Annotated in this window: 22 protein-coding genes; 11 read left to right on the top strand and 11 right to left on the bottom strand. The window is 46.8% G+C overall.

Annotation, left to right across the window (positions count from 1 at the left end):
• The first annotated feature begins 35 nt into the window (after positions 1-35).
• The 5 genes from EAT1B_RS01875 to EAT1B_RS01855 all read left to right on the top strand — a co-directional run bounded on the left by EAT1B_RS01875 (position 36) and on the right by EAT1B_RS01855 (position 6,768).
• Positions 36-1,139: an exonuclease SbcCD subunit D gene (locus EAT1B_RS01875; protein ID WP_012726430.1), complete on the top strand. Its 1,104-nt coding sequence runs from the start codon at positions 36-38 to the stop codon at positions 1,137-1,139.
• Positions 1,139-4,147: an AAA family ATPase gene (locus EAT1B_RS01870; RefSeq protein ID WP_012726429.1), complete on the top strand. Its 3,009-nt coding sequence runs from the start codon at positions 1,139-1,141 to the stop codon at positions 4,145-4,147. The genes EAT1B_RS01875 and EAT1B_RS01870 overlap by 1 nt, the downstream gene beginning before the upstream one ends.
• 14 nt (positions 4,148-4,161) lie before the next feature.
• Entirely contained in the window at positions 4,162-4,935 is a 774-nt protein-coding gene (locus EAT1B_RS01865; protein ID WP_049759971.1) for an aminoglycoside N(3)-acetyltransferase, read from the top strand.
• Between the two features lie 28 nt (positions 4,936-4,963).
• Positions 4,964-5,851 (top strand): alpha/beta hydrolase, encoded by an 888-nt coding sequence (locus EAT1B_RS01860; RefSeq protein ID WP_012726427.1) that lies wholly within the window; start codon positions 4,964-4,966, stop codon positions 5,849-5,851.
• A gap of 68 nt (positions 5,852-5,919) precedes the next feature.
• On the top strand, positions 5,920-6,768 hold the full coding sequence (locus EAT1B_RS01855) for a sulfite exporter TauE/SafE family protein (RefSeq protein WP_012726426.1): 849 nt from the start codon (positions 5,920-5,922) through the stop codon (positions 6,766-6,768).
• Positions 6,769-6,789: 21 nt separating this feature from the next.
• On the opposite strand, the gene EAT1B_RS01850 is transcribed toward EAT1B_RS01855, so the two are convergent.
• The 4 genes from EAT1B_RS01850 to EAT1B_RS01835 all read right to left on the bottom strand — a co-directional run bounded on the left by EAT1B_RS01850 (position 6,790) and on the right by EAT1B_RS01835 (position 9,490).
• Positions 6,790-6,987, bottom strand: a complete 198-nt coding sequence (locus EAT1B_RS01850; protein WP_012726425.1) for a hypothetical protein — start codon at positions 6,985-6,987, stop codon at positions 6,790-6,792.
• 63 nt (positions 6,988-7,050) lie between these two features.
• The gene (locus EAT1B_RS01845; protein ID WP_012726424.1) at positions 7,051-7,581 is read right to left on the bottom strand and encodes a biotin transporter BioY; all 531 of its coding nucleotides are present in this window, start codon (positions 7,579-7,581) and stop codon (positions 7,051-7,053) included.
• A gap of 73 nt (positions 7,582-7,654) precedes the next feature.
• Positions 7,655-8,596, bottom strand: coding sequence for a DUF5692 family protein (locus EAT1B_RS01840; protein WP_012726423.1), 942 nt, complete (start codon positions 8,594-8,596; stop codon positions 7,655-7,657).
• Positions 8,597-8,671: 75 nt separating this feature from the next.
• Positions 8,672-9,490 (bottom strand): hypothetical protein, encoded by an 819-nt coding sequence (locus tag EAT1B_RS01835; RefSeq protein ID WP_012726422.1) that lies wholly within the window; start codon positions 9,488-9,490, stop codon positions 8,672-8,674.
• Positions 9,491-9,660: 170 nt separating this feature from the next.
• On the opposite strand from EAT1B_RS01835, the gene EAT1B_RS01830 reads away from it, so the two are divergent.
• Complete coding sequence (locus EAT1B_RS01830) at positions 9,661-10,257, top strand: TetR/AcrR family transcriptional regulator (RefSeq protein ID WP_012726421.1); 597 nt, start codon at positions 9,661-9,663, stop codon at positions 10,255-10,257.
• Positions 10,258-10,296: 39 nt separating this feature from the next.
• Here the strand turns inward: EAT1B_RS01830 and argH are convergent, their stop codons facing one another.
• From argH to EAT1B_RS01805, 5 genes are all read right to left on the bottom strand, one after another.
• Entirely contained in the window at positions 10,297-11,685 is a 1,389-nt protein-coding gene (gene argH / locus EAT1B_RS01825; RefSeq protein WP_012726420.1) for an argininosuccinate lyase, read from the bottom strand.
• Positions 11,678-12,892: an argininosuccinate synthase gene (locus tag EAT1B_RS01820; protein WP_041917899.1), complete on the bottom strand. Its 1,215-nt coding sequence runs from the start codon at positions 12,890-12,892 to the stop codon at positions 11,678-11,680. The genes argH and EAT1B_RS01820 overlap by 8 nt, the downstream gene beginning before the upstream one ends.
• Before the next feature lie 124 nt (positions 12,893-13,016).
• Positions 13,017-14,159: a CapA family protein gene (locus EAT1B_RS01815; RefSeq protein ID WP_012726418.1), complete on the bottom strand. Its 1,143-nt coding sequence runs from the start codon at positions 14,157-14,159 to the stop codon at positions 13,017-13,019.
• A gap of 113 nt (positions 14,160-14,272) precedes the next feature.
• Positions 14,273-15,760, bottom strand: coding sequence for a sodium/proline symporter PutP (gene putP / locus EAT1B_RS01810; protein WP_012726417.1), 1,488 nt, complete (start codon positions 15,758-15,760; stop codon positions 14,273-14,275).
• A gap of 120 nt (positions 15,761-15,880) precedes the next feature.
• The gene (locus EAT1B_RS01805) at positions 15,881-16,438 is read right to left on the bottom strand and encodes a DNA-3-methyladenine glycosylase I (RefSeq protein WP_012726416.1); all 558 of its coding nucleotides are present in this window, start codon (positions 16,436-16,438) and stop codon (positions 15,881-15,883) included.
• A 90-nt stretch (positions 16,439-16,528) separates the two neighbouring features.
• On the opposite strand from EAT1B_RS01805, the gene EAT1B_RS01800 reads away from it, so the two are divergent.
• Complete coding sequence (locus EAT1B_RS01800; RefSeq protein WP_012726415.1) at positions 16,529-17,146, top strand: DedA family protein; 618 nt, start codon at positions 16,529-16,531, stop codon at positions 17,144-17,146.
• Between the two features lie 39 nt (positions 17,147-17,185).
• On the opposite strand, the gene EAT1B_RS01795 is transcribed toward EAT1B_RS01800, so the two are convergent.
• Entirely contained in the window at positions 17,186-18,355 is a 1,170-nt protein-coding gene (locus EAT1B_RS01795; protein WP_012726414.1) for a cation:proton antiporter, read from the bottom strand.
• Between the two features lie 25 nt (positions 18,356-18,380).
• The gene (locus tag EAT1B_RS01790; protein ID WP_012726413.1) at positions 18,381-18,806 is read right to left on the bottom strand and encodes a GNAT family N-acetyltransferase; all 426 of its coding nucleotides are present in this window, start codon (positions 18,804-18,806) and stop codon (positions 18,381-18,383) included.
• Positions 18,807-18,921: 115 nt separating this feature from the next.
• Between EAT1B_RS01790 and EAT1B_RS01785 the strand changes: the two genes are divergently transcribed.
• The 4 genes from EAT1B_RS01785 (at position 18,922) to EAT1B_RS01770 (ending at position 22,337) form a co-directional block, all read left to right on the top strand.
• Positions 18,922-19,467 (top strand): glycerol-3-phosphate responsive antiterminator, encoded by a 546-nt coding sequence (locus EAT1B_RS01785; protein WP_012726412.1) that lies wholly within the window; start codon positions 18,922-18,924, stop codon positions 19,465-19,467.
• Positions 19,468-19,506: 39 nt separating this feature from the next.
• Positions 19,507-20,211 carry an SDR family NAD(P)-dependent oxidoreductase gene (locus EAT1B_RS01780; RefSeq protein WP_041917898.1) on the top strand — a complete coding sequence of 235 codons (705 nt, stop codon included), beginning with the start codon at positions 19,507-19,509 and terminating at the stop codon, positions 20,209-20,211.
• 100 nt (positions 20,212-20,311) lie between these two features.
• Positions 20,312-21,160 (top strand): HD domain-containing protein, encoded by an 849-nt coding sequence (locus tag EAT1B_RS01775; protein ID WP_012726410.1) that lies wholly within the window; start codon positions 20,312-20,314, stop codon positions 21,158-21,160.
• A gap of 187 nt (positions 21,161-21,347) precedes the next feature.
• Complete coding sequence (locus EAT1B_RS01770; RefSeq protein ID WP_012726409.1) at positions 21,348-22,337, top strand: sodium:calcium antiporter; 990 nt, start codon at positions 21,348-21,350, stop codon at positions 22,335-22,337.
• Positions 22,338-22,384: the final 47 nt, after the last annotated feature.

The following is a 22,384-nucleotide window of genomic DNA, read 5'->3' as shown; positions in this document are numbered from 1 at the left end:
ACTCATGCTAGAATAGGAAAGAGAGGTGATACGTGATGAAATGGATTCACACGGCCGATTGGCATCTAGGAAAGATTGTCCACGGTCGACATATGACAGAAGATCAACGGAATATCTTGTTCCATTCATTTTTACAAATCGTAGATGAAGAGCGACCCGATGCGGTCATCATCGCAGGTGATTTATATGACCGTGCCGTCCCTCCCGTCGAGGCGGTCGATTTACTCGATGAGATGTGGCGAGAGCTCGTCTTGAACCGCGGAATCCCAGTCGTAGCCATCGCAGGAAACCATGATTCGGCAGAACGTCTCGAATATAGTTCGAAGTTATTGAGACAAGTAGGACTTCACATCGTCGGGAAGCTAGACCCGACATCTGGTCCCCTTGATGTCGCAGGGGTCCCATTTTATCCGATTCCATTCCTTGAGCCGGCTCGCGTACGACATATCCTCGGTATCGACTCGATTCGAACGCATCACGATGCACTGGAGGCAGTCATTGAAGCTTACGGTACAATCGAAAAAGATGCGGTTACAATCGGTCACAGTTTTGTCGCGGGCGGACTGGAGACGGATTCAGAGCGTCAGTTATCCGTTGGCACGGCTGGACAGGTCGCAAAAGGGTTATATGAGCCTTTTTCGTATACGGCATTAGGTCATTTACATAATCGTGATGCGATTCAATCAGAAAGAATTGCATATAGCGGGTCGCTCATGAAATATTCGTTTTCCGAGGTCAATCATGAAAAGTCCGTCGATATTCTGGAATGGAACGGTCAATGGACACGTCGTCGCCGTGCCTTGACACCAGAGCGAGATATGCGACAACTCACGGGAACATTGAACGAACTCCTTGCCCCAACTTTTTATCAGCAACAACAGACAGATGACTACCTTAAAATTGTATTGACCGACGATACGGCGCTCCATGATCCGATGGCGAAACTCCGGACTGTCTATCCGAATATCCTTCATCTTGAACTGGAACTGTTACGTCGTCAGGAACAGACATCCACGTTTGAACGCGAAACGCTCGAAAGACAGTCCGTAGAAGAGGTATATCTTCAATTTTTTGAGGCCGTTCATGATTGCACTGCACCAGATGCCGTGAAGCAAATGATAGAAGAGGGTGATGTCTGATGAGACCGGTCGAATTGATGATTCAAGCATTCGGACCATATGCAGAACGTGAAACGATTGACTTCACCCAGTTAGTTGGCCGCTCGATGTTTGTCGTCAGCGGTCGAACGGGCGCCGGGAAGACGACGATCTTTGATGCTATGACGTTCGCCCTTTATGGTAGGGCGAGTGGGGCGCTTCGAAATGCAAGTGACTTCAGAAGCCAGTATGCACAACCTGAGTTGAAGACGGAAGTAGATTTTTCGTTCACGATTCGAGGAGAGCGCTATCGGATCGTACGACAGCCGCAACAACCTCATCCGAAAAACAAGACCCCAATCCCGCATGAGGCCATCCTCTATGAATGGGAAGACGGATGGAAGCCGTTGGCGACGAAAGTGAACGAGGTTCAAGAACGAATCGAATCGATTTTACAACTATCGTATGAACAGTTCAGTCAAATTTTGTTGCTCCCTCAAAACCAATTTAGACAATTACTTGATTCGAACTCGAATGAGAAACAACAAATCCTCCAATCCATCTTCAAAACAGAGGCATATCGTACGTTCCAGGAAAAGTGGGGCGAACGCTATAGTGCCTATCGCAAACAAGTGGAATGGGCGGTCGAGCGGACGCGGCTCAAATTATTAGAACTTGAGGATGAATCGATTGAAGAGGTGTCGACCCAGTCAATCGACGAGATTCAACGTTGGCTCGATGAGCGTGAAGAACATCTGATTGCAACGTGTGAAACGGCCTTAGCCCAGAAACAAACGTATGCGACAGCACTGGAAGAGGCAAGAGATGCACTTGAGAAAGCAAAAGCGCTCATCACCCTATTCAAGGAGCGAGAAGAGACCGATCGAGCACTTGCAATCTTTTTAAACGGAGAATCGATTCGAAACGAGACTCGTGAACTGCTAACAAATTTAGAGGTCGCAGCCAACATTCGTCCAGTCTTTGAACGGTTACAGGAACTAGAGCAACTCGTTCGTCGGCTAACGATGGAAGAACAGACCTCCTCGACAAAATTAGAGCACTTGCAATCCACCCAATCGAAGTTAGTGGAGCGACAAGCAACGATTGAAAAGGACAAAGAAGAAGTGATCTCTCGTAAAGAGCGACTACGGATTGTCGATGAGATGATGCCAAGAATCAAGGAACGCACCACACTCGTGACCCTTCGTGACCAACTGATGAATCGTGCAAAACAATTGGCCACGTTTTCAAAAGAATCTCGGTTACAAGAACTTCAAGAAAAAGAACAACAATTGGTCGAGAGCGTAAAGTCTGAACCTAGCGAACGAGCAGTCGATGCCGAACGTCATGTCGACCGATTGGTGCATCTGGCCTCCCTTGAAACAAAAGCGCGTGAGTTATCAAAACAACTCGACGAATGTGAACGGACGGGTAAGGACGTTCAACGACAGTACGTGACCCAACAGGAAGTGGTCTCCACGTTTAAACATCAGGAACAGTTACTACTAGCGAGACAATTGAGTGAAACGCTTGTAGACGGTGAGCCATGCCCGGTATGCGGTTCTCGTCATCATGATATCCCACAACACGAAGAAACCGTTACGAACATCACGGAGCGGGATGCGGCCGTGGCACGTCTTGATGATTTGTCCACACGCTTAATCGAAGCGAGAGCGGACTATCGTTCGTTCTATCAACAACTTGAAGCAATCCGACAAGAACTGGATCAAGCTTCGATAGACATTCAATTCGACGGGGATATCACAGAAGAACTCAATAAGTGGCGAACACGTGCAGAACGATTGCAACGGGAAGAACGAATACGTCAAGAGAACGAACGGACACTACGTCAGCTGTCAGCGGAAATCAGACAGTTAGAGCAAGAGCGACGTCAACAGTTCGAAGAGCGGGAGCGTGTCGTATCCGAACTTGAAGCGACGCAACAAAATCTCCACGCACTCGGTCAAAGTGAAGAAACGACATTCGATGCGTTACAGCGCGAGCGAGCCGACCTTGAGCAGCGCATCGCGATGTTGATGAAACAAGTCGAGGCGTACGAACACGAGTTTGAGACGATGAAAAAAGCACTTTGGAAAGAGGAAGAACGACTGTCATTGATCCGTGAACAGTTGTCTGAAGCATCGAAGCAGTATGATGCCCAGCAGACCATCTGGGTCAATCAGCTAGAATCATCACATCTGACGCGTGAACGCTATGAATCATTCGCCAATCAAATCGACAAGCGGACGATGATTCGTGAACAGTTGCAACGTGAGGAGGAAGAAGGCGTTCGACTCCGACACCTTAAACAGATGATTGAAGAAAAACTGGAGAATCAGGAGCGACCGGACCTGCATGGGATGGAGATGAAAGTGAAGGAAGTCAATGAGTGGAGTGAGCAGGCGTCGAAACAGCTGATCACAGCCCAAGATGCCTTGTCTCGACATAGACACGTCATCTCCGAATGGAATACCCTTCGCGAACAGACGGCGCAAGAAGAGCGAAAATTAGAGACGATCAAATTGATTGCGGATACCGGGAAGGGAATCAACCCACAGAAAATGACGTTTGAGACATATGTTCAAACCGCCTTCTTTGATCAGATCCTTCATGCGGCCAACATTCATTTGGATCAGATGACGAGCGGTCAGTTTCGGCTTGAGCGGAAAGTCGAGACGGCGAAGGGGAATGCCAAATCGGGTCTCGAGCTTCTCGTCTTTGATGCCTATACCGGACAATCGCGTCGTGTACAAAACTTATCTGGCGGTGAAGGGTTTAAGGCGTCGCTCTCACTCGCTCTAGGACTTGCGGAGGTCGTTCAACAGTTGAGTGGCGGCATCAGTCTTGAGACGATGCTCATCGATGAAGGATTTGGTACGCTTGATGCCGAATCTCTAGACCAGGCGATTGAATTATTAATGTCTTTACAAGCGACCGGTCGGCTCGTCGGCGTCATCAGTCATGTCCAAGAATTGAAAGACCGTGTCGATGCACGGATTGAAGTGAAAAAATCTAGAAGCGGGTCGTCGATCCAGCTGATTGTGGAGTGATTGTTGTGAAACAGATGGTGACGAAGTCGAGTCTCATCGAACAGTTAAAAGAAGCCGGGGTTCGCTCGGGAGAGGCGTTGTTTGTCCATTCGTCGCTCTCAAAACTCGGTTGGGTATGTGGAGGGGCGCAGACCGTCATCGAAGCGATTCAAGATGTGGTCGGTCCATCTGGGTTGATCATGATGGCGACCCAGTCTGGAGACAATTCTGACCCAGCTGAATGGGAAGCGCCACCTGTCCCAGTGGAGTGGTGGCAGACGATTCGCGCGGAGATGCCTCCGTACGAAGCCGATAAAACAGCGACACGTGGCATGGGACGTGTGCCAGAACTGTTTCGAAATTATCCGAATGTATATCGTAGTTCCCATCCGATGTGGTCCGTTGCCGCGTGGGGCGATGGGGCTGAAGCCATTGTGTCCGGTCATACTATCGATGTCGGGTTCGGTCCAGGTTCACCTATCGAGCGGATGATTGAGCGAAACGCACGAATCCTGCACTTGGGGTCTCCGCTCGATGCGACGACACTCTGGCATTATGCCGAGTACGGAATTGACGGCCCGACCAAATCATTCGGTTGTGCCGTTGTAGAACGAGGGGAGCGCAAGTGGCGCACATTTGAACATGTCGATGTGAACAGCGACCCGTTTGGCGCAATCGGCGAGAACATCGTCAAACAAAAGGATGTGCGAACATTTTCTATCCATGAAGCGACATGTTATCTCATTCCGTCTAGCACATGGGAACCAGTCCAACATGCGCTCATCGCGCTTCGTAGCTGGTTGAGATAGAGTAAATAGAATCGAGGGGAAGTTACGGATGAATCGTTGGATGAAACTATTGAGTGTTGCGGTACTCATCATTTTACTCGTTGCCGGTTTGGCTATCGGAGGAATCTCGGCTCATATTGGGGATCAGTTGACGTCACCGGAGCGGGAAACATTGACATACACCCCGAAATCACTTGGTTTGAAGTACGAGAATGTGACAATCGAATCGGAGGAAGGATATGACTTATACGGATGGTGGATCCCTCATCCTACACCGCGTGCGACCATCGTCTTTGCCCACGGATATGGAAAGAACCGTGAACAGGAAGATTTACCGTTGAAAGAGTTGATTCCAGAATTTCATGAACAAGGATACCAATTTTTAACGTTCGATTTTCGCGGGTCAGGGATTTCAGAGGGTGACCGAGTCACGGTCGGCGCTAAAGAACAATCCGATTTAAAAGCGGCAATCAAGTATGCGAAAGGTCGTTCAGAAGGACCGGTTGTCTTATACGGGATCTCGATGGGAGCGGCGACAGCACTCTCTACAGCTGATGATGTCGAAGTAGCTGCCGTCATCGCCGACAGTCCGTTTAGTGATTTACGAAATTATCTCGAGACGAATCTTCCGGTATGGAGTGACTTGCCGAACGTTCCGTTCACACCCGTGATCATGACCGTGACCCCTTGGTTCACCGGTCTCGATGCCGATGTCGTATCGCCTATTCAGGATATCAAGTCGATTGATGCCCCAATTTTATTGATCCACAGTAAAGGGGATGATGCGATTCCTGTTTCTGAAAGTGAAAAATTGGCTAAAGCACAAGAACGCGTCGAACTTTGGGTGACTGAAAACGACGGTCATGTCGGGTCGTACCAGTCATTCCAGAATGAATATCGTCAACAAATTTTCGAGTTTTTAGAACGGTCATTGTAAGCAAGGGGCGCATTTGACGCCCCTTTTTGATATGATTGCAGACGAGACCAATGAAAGAAGGGTACAACATGGACGTTTTACAAGTATTACAGTTTCTCCTTTTAGGAACGCTAATCGGAATCTTGAGTGGTTTCTTTGGGATTGGTGGTGGAATCTTACTGACACCACTTCTCCTTGTCTTCGGATATGAAGCGAGTGCGGCGATTGCCCTTAGCCTCATGTTGACACTCGGCTCAACGACGGCAGGAACAATCTCGCATATCCGTTTGCGGAACGTGAACGTGTCGCACGCCTTATGGATCGGTGTGTTCGGGATTGTCGGGACCTGGATTGCCACACCGCTCGTCTTTTATTTAGAAGGAGTTGATGGGGCGACACTCATCATCTCACTCGTCTACATCGCATTACTCACATATTTTGCTCTTTCTTTCTTTCGTTCGAAACAGCATGTGGAAGGAAGCGTCGGAACGGACTCTGTACCACGGCTTGGAATCATCGGTGTGTTCGCGGGGTTCATCTCCTCGTTGATGGGCGTGAGCGGTGGATTCGTCTTGACCCCTCTTCAAGTCAAGTTGTTGAACACGGAGATGAAGCGAGCGGTCGGAACGAGTATTACGGCAGCACTTCTCATTGTCGTATCCGGTGTCATCAGTTATACGGTGGCAGGTGCTGAAACGAATTATCTGCACGGTCTTGCTCTGATTGCGGGTGCCATGATCGGATCACCCTTTGGGGCGAAACAGCTACAACGCTTCAGCTCGCAGCACGTCAAAAAAGCGCTCGGTGGATTTTATATCACGGTCGCCATCAGTGTAGGGTTGAATTTGATCGGGTGGAATACAGCATCACTTGCACTTCTCGTCACATTAGCGCTTCTCTTCATCGTCACCCTCCTCATTCGACCACGCAAAAAATAAACCCCGTCTTCGGACGGGGTTTTAACGTCTAGCAATATGGTCAATGTTTTCTTGAATCTCGCCAACTTTCGCTTTTGCCTCACGGAGTCTTCGCTCGAACGCATCTGTGTCACGTTTCTCATGAGACGACTTATCGATTCCTTGACGCTGCCCTTTGTCAGAGCGTTGGTAAAAGTGGGTCGCTTTCTGCAAGCGTTTTTTAAACGTCGAGTCGCTCATCGGGACACCCCCTTCCATACTACAGTTATTCCACAGATGGAAACGGGTGAAACGTTCGAACCTTTACGAAGCGAGGGAACGACGAACTTGAACGTTCTGAGAAATTTTCACAGCTAATATGGCTGCGAGCACTGCTTTCAAAGCGTCACCGAAGAGGAATGGAATATTTACTTTGAGCGCATCAATGAACGACATACCGAGAACGATCTCGAGTCCGATACTTCCGAGTAAGTAGACAAGCCCTAGACCGAATAAAAAATTATAGCCAATCAATGCCGGGATGGAGCGATAGCGTTCGCTGAACCAGCCAATGAAGAGCGCTGCAATCGGAAAGGCGATTAAATATCCGACAGTTGGTCCTACAAACGGTGCGAGACCTCCTTGACCACTCAGTACTGGAAGTCCGATCAAGCCGAGCAGGAGGTACACGATGACTGCCAAAAATCCTTTCCGTGCACCGAATATGCCGGCGATGGTCATGATGGCGAGTGTTTGAAGGGTGATCGGAACGGGTCCAATCGGTATTTCGATGAAACCGATACTTGCGATGAGTGCCGCGCCAAAGGCGATTTGAGTCATATCTTGAATCTTCATATGTAAACCCCTTTTCAGTTAACGTTAACAATATAAAAGTTAACATGTTGAGAAGGGGTTGGCAAGAATTATTTCAAGACAGCCCGTTTTGACTCAAAGCTGTCTGATATGCCTTCGTTTCAACATAAAGTTCATCCTTGAGTGGATGAAGATGTCGTTGTCGGATCCGATAAAATTGATAGGAGACAAGCGCCATGTTGAATAAAAGGGAGAGCAGACTGACGATGAAGAAAGCTCTCGGGTCATGTGTCGACGGTACGGGAGCTAAACGGTCGGCGAACGCGGGAACTGTCATGACAAACATAATCCATAAAGCCAACGTGTGGGCACGATGTTGCAACCAAGCTCCTTTTTTAATAAAGAAAGAAGGGATGGTACACGAAAGGAGCAGAATCAATCCCGCATAAAACGAGTGGTCAGAGATACAATTATAAACGTAAGCAAAATTCCATAAATCATAGGCGATGATCCATGGCCAAATCATGTCGGGCCATATCATATCTTTTGATTGATCTTTCGAAATATTGATTCCAACCCATCCGCAGATGGCGATGATGTTCAATAATCCGGCAAAACCGTTCATTAGATTCCAAGGTCCGGACATGACCCAAAGGTGATCGATATAAGCGCCATCGGGAACGTTATAGAAGTATACTTGAAAGTCTCGGATACAAGCTTCTAAAATGTTCAGTGCCAAAATCCCCGGTGGAAAGAATAAGACCCATTTCTTTCGTAATAGCGAGGGCCGATATCGAATAATCATGAAACCGAGACAGCCGGCGAGAGCAGAATATGTTTTCACCCAGTTGAACCATGTACCCGTTCCATATTCATTCCCTGGTGCTGCGGTAGTCGGCCAAACATAAAGGGTCAGTATAGTCGGGACAATCAAAAATAACGTTATTCCTCCCCACTTAGTCGTGCGACTGAATTCATTGAAAGCCATCAAGCTAAACAAGACAAATAACCCAATTCCCCATCCAACGACATCGATTCTTTCATACAGAATTCCCACTTAAATCTCCTCCTTACATCAGTTAATTGTTCACTATTGAGCAATCAAAATCATACGTTCACATATTCGATTCCATCATGATACTTTGGCTCTCTTGAAGCTGATGATGGCCTTATTGTGATGAAGTTGCCACATATGCCAGAAGACGTAAGGGACGATGATCACAAAATTAATCATTCCCCATGATTTCAATACCTCAGGGTTGAACCAGGTCGAAGAGTTCATGACTTGCGGGAAGATGTCATAGCATGCGCGAATCAATAAATGGGCTGCAAGCGTGTAAATTCGAGCGGTAATGTAAAGCTCTGGTCGTCCTTTGATGACCGGATACAGTTCTGCCGCAAGCAAAATGCAGAGCGAGCTGGCAAAATAAGTTGGAGATTCTGCATAGACGAAACATGCGTTCCATGACGTGTAGATAAAATTCCATGACCCGGTCGTATAAGCTACGAGATCCGCGTATCCTTCTTTCGCAAACTTCCAAAAAGTCGGTGCGAAAGGAATCGTCACACAGAGTAAAAATCCACAGGCGGCGTTAAAGTAGTTACCGAGTGTCACATCTTTGATCGTGGCTTCTGCGATATTTAAGAACAATATGGCATAGAAGAACCATAAAAATTCGTCACGCTTTAAAAAGTCCCAAATTCGTCCTTTCTTGTTCTCATAAATGGCGATTCGAGAGAAACCAACGATAATCGTCGGTATGATAACGCTTACAATTTTTGCCCAACGAAACCATCCATCAACATTCCCCATCATCCAAAGTGGGATGGTCAATAACGAAGCGAGCCAAAAGTAGGCGGACAGTTTATAGTGCTTTCTGAAAAAAACGATGATTCCTAATAATAAACCTAAATAGAGTGGCATCGAGATTGCATGCGGCCAGACGTTCATTCCATTCACCTTCTCATTTGAATTTAACAAACATAACGTTTGTTATGTTTTTAGTATAAGCCTACAACCTTGTTCAGTCAATGTGAATTATTTCACAAAATTTAGTCCTGAGCACTTGCATTGGCAGAGCTATGTTATTCTAAAAATGGACTCGAAAGGGGAGGATAATTGTGGACGGTAAAAATAAAATTCTAGATGCAGCGAGAACGGTCATTATTCGAAGTGGAGTGAACGGGGCAACAGTCAGAGCGATTGCAATCGAGGCGAATATGACGACAGGAGCCATCTACCATCATTACAAAAATAAAGAGGATTTATTGTACGATTTAATGAATGAGAGCTTGTCTGTCTCCTCTCAAATCGCAAAAGAAATGACGGGCGATTCGTATTCTAAAGAACGCATCAAAATGGAGATTGCACGAAATACGGCGGAACGGTTTCATAAAGATGCAGAGAACCGTCTGCAGTATCATTTTGCTCATGAAGTACTACTGGGCAATATGGATGCACAACTGAAATTAAAGGACAAATATGCAGAATGGACAAAACAAATCGAACAAATTCTGATTCATTTGTACGGATTAGAAAACACTCGTCTAAACAATGCGTTCAGTTCATGGTTGATAGGGGCAGTCGACGGGGTCGTCTTACAATATCTACTAGACGTCAATGAAAATTCTATAGATGAGATGATGGAGGTGTTCGATCTCCTACTTGAGAAAGGACTTCCTTCTTTCGTAGAACGTTTGAATGAACAGGATAAATAAAAAGACCCGTCACAGAGTAACGTGACGGGTGCTTGACGATTAAGAATAGGTCATCGTGCTCATGCATACTGAGGCTTCTTTCAATTGTTCACGGACGGCATCGAATCCAGTGCCACCGTAACTGTTTCGACGTGCGACTGCCTGTTCAGGGGTCAAGGCATGATACACATCCTCTTGAATCAATTCAGAGTACGTTTGGAACACCGTTATTGGAAGCTCGCGTAAATACAATCGCTCATCCACGCAATATTTGACGAGTCTACCAGTCACCTCGTGTGCCTCACGGAACGGTAACCCTTTTGCCGTCAAATAATCGGCGAGTTCGGTCGCATTAGAAAAATCACGCTCGGTCGCTTTTTTCATGACGTCCGGGTGGAACGTCAATTCATTCATCATCCCCGCCATGATACTGAGTGAGCCTTGAACGGTCTTGACCGTGTCAAACATTCCTTCTTTATCTTCCTGTAAATCTTTGTTGTAAGCGAGCGGAAGTCCTTTCATGAGCGTCAACAAGCCCATCAAGTTTCCAATCACTCGACCCGACTTTCCACGGACGAGTTCGGCCATGTCAGGGTTTTTCTTTTGTGGCATCATGCTCGAACCGGTAGAGAACGTATCGGACACCGTGATGAAGCGATATTCTTCGCTTGCCCACAGAATCAATTCTTCACAGAAGCGGGAGAGGTGCATCATGAGCATCGATGCATTTGAAAGAAACTCGAGAATGAAGTCACGGTCGCTAACGGCATCGAGGCTGTTCGGGTAAACCCGATTGAAGCCAAGTAATTCAGCTGAACGGGAACGGTCGATCGGAAACGTTGTCCCTGCTAAGGCTCCTGCGCCAAGAGGGGACCAATCAATCCGTTTCAAGCTGTCCGTAAACCGCTCCTTGTCCCGCTCCAGCATCCAGAAATAGGCGAGCAAATGATGGGCCAGTGAAATCGGTTGTGCACGCTGGAGGTGCGTATAGCCAGGCATGATCGTCTCTACGTTTTCTGAAGCGTGAGCATGCAGTTCGCGTTGAAGCGATTCAATCAATTGAATCACTTCTTTCACACGTTCTTTCAAGTAAAGATGCATGTCCGTCGCGACTTGATCGTTTCGACTACGTGCCGTATGCATTTTCCCTGCGACCGGTCCAATCGCTTCATGAAGCAGAGCTTCTAAGTTCATATGAATATCTTCGTGATACACCTCGAATTTTAATTCATCCGCGAGTGCTTTTTGCTTAAGTTGTTGTAACCCATCAAGGATTTGAGTGACTTCTTCCTTTAAGAGGATGCCCTGGTCACCTAACATCGTCACGTGAGCCATGCTACCCTCTAAATCCTCAAGAACGAGTTGAGCGTCAAATTCAATCGATGCACCGAATGCATCGACCCAATCGCTCGCCGTCTTCTCGAAACGGCCTCCCCATAATTTACTCATTGACGAACGCTCCCTTTTCCATCAACACCTCTGATTGAACTTTTGTTGGCAAACCCCACAACTTGATGAATCCGACAGCTGCTTGCTGATCGAACGTATCGGCTGACGTATAGGTCGCAAGTTCCTCATCATAAAGAGAAATTGGCGACTTCCGTCCGTCGACGATGGCTTGTCCTTTATACAGTTTCATGCGAACCGTTCCTGTGACGGTCGCTTGAGTCTCATCGATAAACGCAAGAAGTGCTTTTGTGAGCTGTGAATACCAAAGTCCGTTGTAGATCGTTTCCGTCAATTTTTGTTCGACAATCGGTTTGAAATGCGCCACTTCACGAACGAGTGTCAAGGCTTCAAGAGCTTTATGTGCAGTGATCAATGTCATGGCACCAGGAGCCTCATACACCTCGCGTGATTTGATACCGACGACCCGGTTCTCGATGTGGTCGATCTTCCCGACGCCGTGGGCACCCGCGACGATATTGAGCTCTTTTAAGATATCGGTGAACGATTGGCTCTTCCCGTCAATAGCAACCGGCACTCCGCTCTTGAATTCAATCTCAAGATAAGTCGGTTCATGCGGTGTGTCTTCAAGTGCCGCTGTTAACTCATATGCGCTTGCCGGAGGTGCTGCCCAAGGATCTTCTAAGATGCCGCATTCGATGGCGCGTCCCCAGATGTTCTGATCGATGGAGAATGGCTCTTCTTGAACGATTGGAATCGGAATTTGATGTTTCGCCGCATACGCGATTTCTTCCTCACGTGACCATTTCCATTCCCGAACCGGTGCGACGATTTCGAGTGAAGGATCGAGTGCATGAATGGACACTTCAAAACGCACTTGGTCATTTCCTTTCCCGGTACATCCATGAGCCACAGCGACGGCGCCTTCGGCCTGTGCGACCTCGACCAATTTTTTCGAGATGAGGGGGCGTGATAGTGCCGAAACGAGTGGATATATGCCTTCATATAATGTATGAGCCTGCATCGAATAGCGAGCGAACTCGTTGACGAACTCATCGACCGCATCGATGACGATTGATTTTTTCGCTCCAACTTTCATCGCTTTTTGTTGAATCTTTTCTAAGTCTTTCCCTTCCCCGACGTTCAAACAGACTGCAATCACATCATAACCTTGTTCGTCCAACCATTTAATCGCAACCGATGTGTCAAGACCACCTGAGTAAGCCAATACGAGTTTTTGTTTCAAAATATGAACACCCCTTATGAATAATTATTAATATTTATTTATAAATATACAACTCAGTGTAAGGGATAAGATGTCGTGTGGCAACCCTTTTTTGAAAATGAAAAGACCACGAGTGATTTCGTGGTCGTCATTGTTCGATTTTGAGTTGGGGTAACCATTGCGACATATGGTCGCTAACAGGGGAAAGAAGTTCAGGACGAGCAGCCTTTAACGGGACGACCTCATAATGTCCATCAGATGATTTTTGAGTAAAGGTTGGATAGAACATCGGATTTTTCAATTCAATAGTCGATTGGTCATCTTCGATTGTCTTGACCACATCAATCCCGATGATGCCGCCCGTGTTTCGTTCATCTCCTTGTTGTCCAGAAAGGAAATTACCTAGCGAGTAGATGACAAATGTTTGATTGCCATGAACTCCTTCTAGCATGGTCGGGGGTTGCAGCACGTGAGGGTGGTGACCGATGATGATGTCGACTCCGAGGTCTGCTAACGATTGGGCGAGCTCAGTTTGACTCTCATTCGGTAACGGCTCGTATTCCGTACCAAAATGGAGGGAGACGACCGTCATGTCAGTCGACTGTTCCGCCTTCTCGATCTCTGGTTGCATCTGTGCAAGGTCGATATAGTTCACATGATAGGGTTGCTTCGGCACGACTCCATTCGTCCCATACGTGTATGCGAGGAAGGAAAAAGAAATATCATTAGCCGTCAACGTACGAATATTCGCCTTGTCCTCAGCAGATAGGAAGGAGCCTGTATAAGGCATTCCGATTGCGTTCCAATGGTCAATCGAATTTTCAATAGCTCGGACGCCACGGTCGAGCGTATGATTATTCGCTGTCGTGACCAAATCGATTCCTGCCCGTTGTAAGGCATCTCCAATTTCAAAAGGACTGTTAAATGCCGGGTAGCTCGAAAGTCCGATTTCACTCCCGCCAATCATGCTCTCTTGGTTGGCGATTGATAGATCGGCGCGACTCAATATTGGAGAGATCTGTTCGAATGCAGTATCAAATTCATACCCTTCATCAGTACGAGCTGCGTTGTATACCGAATCATGTAGAAGGATGTCGCCGATTGCATAGAGGGAGGCCGTCGTGACAATCGGTTCCGGTTCGGCAGGCGGCATTTCTTCAGGTACCTCGACAATCGGTTCTTCGACTTCTTCTGGTATTTCTTGATTCGTTGCCGGAGTCGTACCACAAGCGATTAATAAAACAAAGCTAGACAGGAAGGTAAGACGAGAGACGATCTTGATTGGTTTCATCCCGATTCTCCTTTTCACGACAGATTCGTACGATAACCCTAAAATTCGTCGATAATTAAGAAAAATCCTGCCTAAATAAATAAAGACAGGTCGTTTTTGACCTGTCATGAGATTTATTTGATATGTTCTTTGACCATGTCTTGCATTTGGTCAAACTCACGTTGAATGACCTCATTTGGTGGCGGTGTCACCAAACTCACAATATAGATGGCAAGTGACGACAGGAAGAATGCTGGAATCATTTCATACAATGTCCCAAACGTTCCGAAAAGAGAAGCGGCATAGTTCTTCCATAGAATGACGACAAAGGCTCCAGTCAACATTCCAGCAAGCGCGCCTTGACGCGTCGTTCGTTTCCAAAACAGACTGAACAAGATGAGCGGACCAAATGATGAACCAAACCCTGCCCAAGCATAACCAACAAGGTTTAAGATGGTGTCGTCTGCATCGAGTGCAAGAATAATCGATATGACGGATACGAGAATGACCGTAATCCGACCGACCATGACGAGTTCACGGTCTCCCGCTTCTTTACGGAAGAACTTCTGATAAAAGTCTGTCGTCGCGGCACTCGACGAGACGAGCAATTGAGAGGAGATGGTCGACATGATGGCGGCGAGAAGAGCAGCCAATAATACACCAGTCACCAAATCCGGGAATAATAAGTCAGATAGGTTGATAAAAACGTTCTCCGGATTATCGATGGTGAGGCCTTGTTGTGTGTAATAGGCGAGACCGAATAATCCGGTCGCCATCGCCCCGACAACGGTGAAGACCATCCATGAGATCCCGATTCGACGTGCCGTCTTAATGTCCTCGAGCTTTCCGATTGCCATAAAACGGACGATGATGTGTGGCTGGCCGAAATAGCCGAGCCCCCACGCAAATAGTGAAATGATTCCGATAAGTGATTGCCCCGTCCACGGATCAAGTAACGCTTCATCAATATTTCGTACCGTGTCTAAAGCATTTGATACACCATCAGTTGCCATAATGGCGATGGCAGGTACAAAAATAAGGGCAAACAGCATGATCAATCCTTGAACAAAATCTGTCCAGCTTACTGCTAAAAATCCACCGATGAAAGTGTACAGAATAATGATGGAAGCGAGAATGACGACTCCCGTTACAAATTCAATGTCGAAGACGGCATTGAATAGGCGACCGCCGGCGACGAATCCGCTTGTCGCATAAAGTGTGAAAAAAATTAACGTGACAGCAGCTGAAAATGAACGCAACACACCTTTTGTGTCTTTAAATCGCTTCTCAAAGAAGTCTGGGATTGTGATCGCATCATCCGATATGTATGAATAAATGCGCAATCTTGGTGCGACCAATAACCAGTTCAAATAGGCGCCGATCGTCAACCCGATGACAATCCAGCCACTTGAAATCCCTGACGCATACATTGCACCAGGTAATCCCATTAAGAGCCATCCACTCATGTCTGATGCACCGGCAGATAAGGCGGCGACCCCGGGACCAAGCGCCCGACCACCTAACATGTAATCTCCGATACTGCTTGTTCTCCGATACGCGATGATCCCAAGCAAGACCATCAGTGCCATGTACACGACAATGGACACTAAAATTCCGTTCATCAACATCCCCCCGAAAGATAAAAAATATGAAAACGCTTTCAGTGATAGAGTATCACTTTGTCAAAATATTGTCACAACAAGAGGGGGAATGTAAAGATATTTTTGAGAGCTGGTCTTAAGTTATCGGAACGTGCAAGAGGTAAGATGGTCATTGACGAGACCCGTCGCTTGTAGGTGGGCATAGACCGTTGTCGGTCCTAAAAACTTAAAGCCGCGTCGTTTCAGGTCTTTACTCAATCGTTCAGAAAGTTCCGTCGTAGCAGGAACATCTTCAAGACGATTCCATGCATTCAGGATCGGTGCATCGTTGACGAATGACCAGATGTACGAATCAAATGAGCCAAACTCTTCCTGTAGTTTGATGAACTGTTTCGCATTATTGATCGACGCCTCGATTTTTCGTCGATTTCGCACGATCCCGCTATCGGAGAGGAGTCTTTCCACATCCTCATCCGTGAAGCTGGCAACTTGCTGCACTTCAAAGTCGGCATAAGCCAATCGATAATTTTCACGCTTTCTCAAGATGGTGATCCAACTAAGTCCTGCTTGCGCACTCTCGAGTGTCAGACATTCAAAATGCTTCTGGTCATCGTGAACGGGCTTTCCCCATTCCTCGTCATGGTAACGGACGTATAATGGATCCGTCCCGCACCAAGGACACCGTACTGTTTCTTCCATTTCAATCAGCTCCTTTCTTAGAGTGTAGCATGTCCTTACGATTATATAGCGAAATGGACGGGTATAGTGGGGGAGAATGGAGGAAGAGACATGAGTGACTGGATGATTTCTGTGATTGAACAGTACGGCTACATAGGGATTGCATTCATGATTTTTATTGAAAATGTGTTTCCACCGATCCCTTCTGAAGTCGTCTTACTCTTTGGTGGTTTTTTTGCTGTAAAGACGAACTTGTCCATCACGCTCGTCATCGTGGCATCGACAGTCGGGGCCATATTAGGAGCGGTGCTATTATACGGCCTCGGACTATTGTTTGATGTCGAGCAAATCGAAAAATGGACGAAGAAATATGGGAAGTGGTTACGACTGGACCTGAATGACGTAAAGAAAGCGGATGCCTGGTTCGACCGGTACGGGGGCTGGATGGTCTTCTTTGGACGTTTGATGCCGGTCGTTCGAAGCCTGATCTCGATTCCTGCAGGGATGTCAAACATGCCATTCGTGAAATTTCTACTGCTCAGTACGGCTGGAACAGCCTTATGGAATACCATTCTCATCCTCATCGGGATGAAAGTCGGAGAGAACTGGCAAAATATCCTCTCATACCTCGATGCCTATTCATACGCGATCTACGGGCTGCTGTTCATCGGGGTCATCATCTATATCGTATGGCGTAAAAAACGGCACAACAAACTAGCGAAAGACTAACGCACAAAACAGGCGGACCCAGCGTATGGGTCCGCCAATTCATTCTTCTTTTTTCTCGTCAGGTAAGACTTTCGTGAGGGTTTTCTCCGTTTTTTCTGCCAAGTACTCTGAGAAACGGAACAGAATGATTCCGACAATGGCTGACACGAAAATATAGAGACCGACAAACAAGTTGATGGCCCCGTTCGAAAGGGCGGTAAATAAAATAGAGAACTCCCCACGTGGCGCGAGTGAGAACCCGGCTTCATTGGCTTGAACACGCGTCAAGCCATAGATTCTGCCCCCGACGCGTCCGACAATCCATTTGGATAATACTCCCCACACAATCAAGACGAAGAAGAGTGCATTTACGATGACGCCTTTCTCGAGGTTGATCGAGATTCCGAACGAAATGAAAAAGATCGGCAAGAATAAATCTCGGACGGGTACGGTCAAACGCTTGAGCGGTCTCACATCGTGGATATCGGCGAGCATGATCCCGGCGATAAATGCCCCTAAAATCTCAGATAATCCAAACACCATGCCGATTCCCGCGAAAAAGAGAATGAGTCCAATCAGACCGATGCTCGCATCATCTTGTCGCAGTAAGTGCTTCGAAAATTTTTGTTGCTTGGATACGAAGCTTGAACCGATGAACAAGAGTACGCCAAATATAAGAAATCCTGCGAACACTTTTCCGATATCGGACATCGCAACCGGTTCTTCTTGGATGATGAAAGGGGCGACCGTCAAGAGCAGTGGGGCAAAAATATCCTCAAAGATCAGTAATGCGAGCACAAACTCTTTAATATCTTCATGTTTTTCGGAATGCCGCTCAAGCAGCTTCGCAGAGATGGAGGAGCTCGTCGCATATAAGACGGCCCCGATTAAAAAGGCGCGAGGGAAGTCGAGACCAAATGCTAATGCAATCCCGAACGATACTCCGAATGACAGAATGATATCGAGTATTCCCGCCTTCCACACTTTCCGCATGCGCTTCCAAAGTTCACGTAGTGGAAACTTTAGACCGAGTAGGAAAAATAAAAGAATGATTCCAATCTCTCCCGCGACTTTAAAGACTTCATTCCCATCCCAGAAAAAACCGACCCCGACCCCGATTGCGATAAACGCTAAAATACTCGGGAAAAATAATCGTTCAATCAGGAGACTGAGGACAGAGATGAGGGTGAGCGCCAATCCGAGCAACACGATGATATTTAATCCATCCATACGTCATCTCCTCTCATGACCCCAATTAGCTTTCTCTTTGATTCCATTGATACTCCATTCCGACGGATTCAGGTCGTGAGTAATCAAAACCGAACTGTCGATACAACCCATCGGCTGGAATGTCTGCGATTAGACTAATGATGGCCGTTTCATCCGCTTCTTGTAAGATCCAGTCCATCAAATGCTCCATGATTAATTTTCCGAGTCCAAGACCCTGGCACTCCGGGTCTACGACGATATCTACTAAATGGAATACCATTCCGCCGTCACCGACGACACGTCCCATTCCGACAATCTCATCATCTAAGTATAAACAAATCCCAAAAAGCGTATTTTGAAGTCCCTTCACCGTGCCTCGATCAGAACGTCGTGGCATCCTCGCCTTCACGCGTAACGCTTGGTGTTGTTCTGGAGTCGGTGTTTCGACTTTTACAGTCACTTCATTGACCATACTCAAATCCCCCTCTACACAAGTTGATTTTATTTTCCCGATATATTGAATGAGTAAACCTTGATTTTAAAAATAGGCTATCTGCATAATGAGAAGGAGACAGGGGGAATAGTTGATGATCAATGGTCAATCCATCTTACCGGCGATACGGGACATGCGGGATTTGGAGCGGTTTTTATCGAGTGATTTCGAATTAGGGGTGTTATTAGAGATTCATATGAGCCGATTGGACTCCATTTTCAAATTATTGAGGAAGCATGATAAAAAAGTGTTCATTCATATGGATTTGATTCAAGGTATGAAGGCGGACGAGTATGCGACAGAGTATGTCTGCCAGACGTTCAAACCGTTCGGTATCATCTCGACGAAAGGAAACGTCATCGTCAAAGCAAAGCAAAATGATGTGGTCACTGTACAGCGTCTATTTTTAATTGATTCCACCTCATTAGAGAAAAGTATCAAACACATTGAACGTTCAAAACCGGACTATATCGAAGTCTTACCAGGTATTGTGCCGAAGTATATTCAACTTGTGAAGGAGAAGACGGGAATACCCGTTTTCGCAGGTGGGCTGATTGAAACAAAGGAGGAAGTCCAAGCGGCACTTGCTGCTGGAGCGAGTGTGATCACGACTTCGAATCGAAAACTATGGTCCGACTAATCGGGATTTGGGTATACAGTCTTTTAGGAGGGATGAATGATGAAAGACGTGATGATTGTAACAGGGGTCAGTCAAGGAATAGGTTACGCGATTGCACAAGCTTTCGTAAATCAGTATGAAGTGATCGGGTTAGATATTGGAGATGACCCGGACATTAAAGGGTTACGCTTTTATCAAGTAGACCTTGGAGACACGTCTGAACTTAAGCGTGTCTTTGACGATATTCACAACGAATTTGGTCGAGCCCATGTGTTGATCAACAATGGAGGAATCGCTTCGCTGGTCAAGCCGATTGATGAGCTTGAGATTGACACGTTCAAACGAGTCATCGATGTCAATTTAGTCGGGACATTTAGTTGTGCGAAATACTTTTTAGAACTGAATCAAGATGAGTCATATGGAAGAATCGTTAACATGGCCTCGACACGTGCTTTCCAGAACGAACCGCATTGGGATGCATATGGTGCATCTAAAGGAGGCATCGTCGGCTTGACCCATTCACTTGCCGTCTCATTAGGCGACCGCCCTGTGACGGTGAATGCAATCAGCCCAGGATGGATTCATACGTCTGATGAGTCGTTACGTGAGATTGATCATGAACAACATCCTTCGGGACGGGTCGGTGAGCCAGAAGATATCGTCCGCGCTGTGAGATACTTGATCGATCGTCAAAACAGTTTTGTGAACGGGCATAATCATGTCGTAGATGGAGGAATGACGAAAAAAATGATTTATGAAGAATAATGTGACCATATACCTAAATTCGAGATGTTTTTAGGTTATATGTACCTAATTCCGGGTAATGAATAGGAGAGTTTTTATCCGGAAGAAGGAGGATGGCGACATGAACCCGCTCGTAGAAGAGGCGTTACGTTTTTCGTCTATTCGTCACGGAGGACAGTTCCGAAAAGGTTCATCCATACCATTTTTGTCACACCCATTCTCGGTCGCCATGCTTCTTGAGTCCGATCATCAAGCACCGGTGGTCGTGGCGGCAGGGTTACTCCATGATTTGATTGAGGACACGAAGACGGACCCACAAGAAATCTTATCAAAATTCGGATCTGACGTGCACAGGCTCGTTCTCGCGGTCTCGGAAAAAAATCGTGACGAGTCGTGGGAACAACGAAAACGACTGACACTTCAGCAGGTGAAATCACTTCAATTTGATGAAGTCGCACTTCTCGTGGCGGATAAGCTACATAATCTCCGTTCCATCCGTTATGATCTTGAGATGGAAGGGATGAAGGTGTGGCAACGTTTTAAACGACCGCTGCGAGACCAATCATGGTATTATCATGAATTACTATCAGCATTTGAACCGTTTCGGAGTTCGACAGACCTAATCGGTTTGTATGAACAAGAACTCCATCTATTGTTTTACGGCGAGAAAAATTCGAAAGATCGAAAAGTGGCAAGACTCTTCGAATCCATGTTGACTCATTTCATCGAGGACGAATGGTTGCAAGAATCGGCACCACTATGTCAAACGGCATACGAGTTAAAGGAGATTGTCGGGCGAGAGACGATTGATGAAACAGAGATTGTGTGCTTCCGACAACGACTTCACGAAGCAGGTTTGACCACGCCATTGCCACCCGAGAAACTCGCAGGGATGCAAGAACTCGCGTACCGAACGGCTCTCGAACCACAGCAGATTCTCGCACTCATGCGCCGCTCGATTGTCAACTAGTTCTCTTCATGCTATAGTCAAAAGGAAGATAAAAAGGGGAGTAGCGACCACAGTTGTGGTCGATGGGTCGTCATTACAGTGCATACGCACTCGGTCCATCGAGCTTTTACAAGTCCGCAAGACCTTTTTATGGGCGTTTTTGTCGTCCATAAAAAGGTCTTTTTTGTTTACCCAAGGAGGAGAAAAAATGGTATTTGTTTATTTCTTATTGGCCGCGGCCATCACTGTATATGCCGCCATCAAATTGTCAACGTACGCCGACGTCATGACTGAAAAATCGAAAATGGGCGGGATGCTCGTCGGTACGGTTTTATTGGCAGGAGCGACGTCGCTCCCGGAAGTGACAACGAGTATATCGGCTGTCATGATTGACAACCCCGACATTGCCATCGGGAACATGCTTGGGAGTAACCTATTCAATATCTTTATCTTAGCGATGTTCGACCTATACTTCCGACAGAAGCAATTATTCAACTATGCGAGCCGGGACCATCTGTATACGGCTGGACTTGGGTTACTCTTGACCGTCACGACGTTGATCGCTTTGATCGTTCGCGTCGATATGACGTTTATCGGAATCGGAGTCGACGCACTCCTCATTGCGATTCTTTACGGCATCGGAATCTATTATATCGGGAAACAACCGAAAGATCCGGTCGCGGAACAAGAGGTCGAAGAAGAAGTGGTTGTTGGGAAATATGAAGACATCACGCTCAAACGTGCGGTCTTTGGATTCATCATCGCTGCAATCGTGATCATGGCGGCAGGAACAGCCCTTTCGATCACGGGAGACCAGATTGCCGTCGTCACAGGACTCGGTTCTAGCTTTGTCGGTAGCTTCTTGATTGCGGCATCGACGTCACTCCCGGAAGCGGTCGCCGTGTTCATGGCGCTCAAGCTTCGTAATGTCAACTTGGCATTCGGTTCGATTCTCGGTTCGAATATCTTCAATATGCTCATTATCGCCATGTCCGATGTCTTTTATCGGAATGGATCAATCCTCGCAGATGTCTCGACGTCACACCTCGTATCTGCGGTCGGGATCACCATCCTATCGATCCTTGTGATGTACAGTGTGCTCAGACAAAATGTCACGTCGAAGGTACGTTATGTGATTCCTTCGTTACTCGTTGTCGTCGTCTATTTCGTTTCGTCTTACTTGATCTTTATCGGGTAAACTCATACATCAGCCTTAGGGCTGATGTTTTTTTAATTGGGAATGCG

Origin of the sequence: Exiguobacterium sp. AT1b, assembly GCF_000023045.1 — a bacterium.
Lineage (GTDB): Bacteria > Bacillota > Bacilli > Exiguobacteriales > Exiguobacteriaceae > Exiguobacterium.
This window is presented reverse-complemented; position numbering and strand designations above follow the sequence as displayed.

What these genes read in the sequence shown, in the direction of transcription:
- EAT1B_RS01870 (WP_012726429.1), top strand. Translation starts at nt 1,139, where the DNA reads ATGAGACCGGTCGAATTGATGATTCAAGCATTCGGACCATATGCAGAA.
- EAT1B_RS01795 (WP_012726414.1), bottom strand. Translation starts at nt 18,355, where the DNA reads ATGGATGGATTAAATATCATCGTGTTGCTCGGATTGGCGCTCACCCTC.
- EAT1B_RS01780 (WP_041917898.1), top strand. Translation starts at nt 19,507, where the DNA reads ATGAAAGACGTGATGATTGTAACAGGGGTCAGTCAAGGAATAGGTTAC.
- putP (WP_012726417.1), bottom strand. Translation starts at nt 15,760, where the DNA reads ATGAACGGAATTTTAGTGTCCATTGTCGTGTACATGGCACTGATGGTC.
- EAT1B_RS01865 (WP_049759971.1), top strand. Translation starts at nt 4,162, where the DNA reads ATGGTGACGAAGTCGAGTCTCATCGAACAGTTAAAAGAAGCCGGGGTT.
- EAT1B_RS01875 (WP_012726430.1), top strand. Translation starts at nt 36, where the DNA reads ATGAAATGGATTCACACGGCCGATTGGCATCTAGGAAAGATTGTCCAC.
- EAT1B_RS01855 (WP_012726426.1), top strand. Translation starts at nt 5,920, where the DNA reads ATGGACGTTTTACAAGTATTACAGTTTCTCCTTTTAGGAACGCTAATC.
- EAT1B_RS01845 (WP_012726424.1), bottom strand. Translation starts at nt 7,581, where the DNA reads ATGAAGATTCAAGATATGACTCAAATCGCCTTTGGCGCGGCACTCATC.
- EAT1B_RS01785 (WP_012726412.1), top strand. Translation starts at nt 18,922, where the DNA reads ATGATCAATGGTCAATCCATCTTACCGGCGATACGGGACATGCGGGAT.
- EAT1B_RS01800 (WP_012726415.1), top strand. Translation starts at nt 16,529, where the DNA reads ATGAGTGACTGGATGATTTCTGTGATTGAACAGTACGGCTACATAGGG.
- EAT1B_RS01815 (WP_012726418.1), bottom strand. Translation starts at nt 14,159, where the DNA reads ATGAAACCAATCAAGATCGTCTCTCGTCTTACCTTCCTGTCTAGCTTT.
- EAT1B_RS01805 (WP_012726416.1), bottom strand. Translation starts at nt 16,438, where the DNA reads ATGGAAGAAACAGTACGGTGTCCTTGGTGCGGGACGGATCCATTATAC.
- EAT1B_RS01835 (WP_012726422.1), bottom strand. Translation starts at nt 9,490, where the DNA reads ATGAACGTCTGGCCGCATGCAATCTCGATGCCACTCTATTTAGGTTTA.
- EAT1B_RS01860 (WP_012726427.1), top strand. Translation starts at nt 4,964, where the DNA reads ATGAATCGTTGGATGAAACTATTGAGTGTTGCGGTACTCATCATTTTA.
- argH (WP_012726420.1), bottom strand. Translation starts at nt 11,685, where the DNA reads ATGAGTAAATTATGGGGAGGCCGTTTCGAGAAGACGGCGAGCGATTGG.
- EAT1B_RS01790 (WP_012726413.1), bottom strand. Translation starts at nt 18,806, where the DNA reads ATGGTCAATGAAGTGACTGTAAAAGTCGAAACACCGACTCCAGAACAA.
- EAT1B_RS01770 (WP_012726409.1), top strand. Translation starts at nt 21,348, where the DNA reads ATGGTATTTGTTTATTTCTTATTGGCCGCGGCCATCACTGTATATGCC.
- EAT1B_RS01850 (WP_012726425.1), bottom strand. Translation starts at nt 6,987, where the DNA reads ATGAGCGACTCGACGTTTAAAAAACGCTTGCAGAAAGCGACCCACTTT.
- EAT1B_RS01775 (WP_012726410.1), top strand. Translation starts at nt 20,312, where the DNA reads ATGAACCCGCTCGTAGAAGAGGCGTTACGTTTTTCGTCTATTCGTCAC.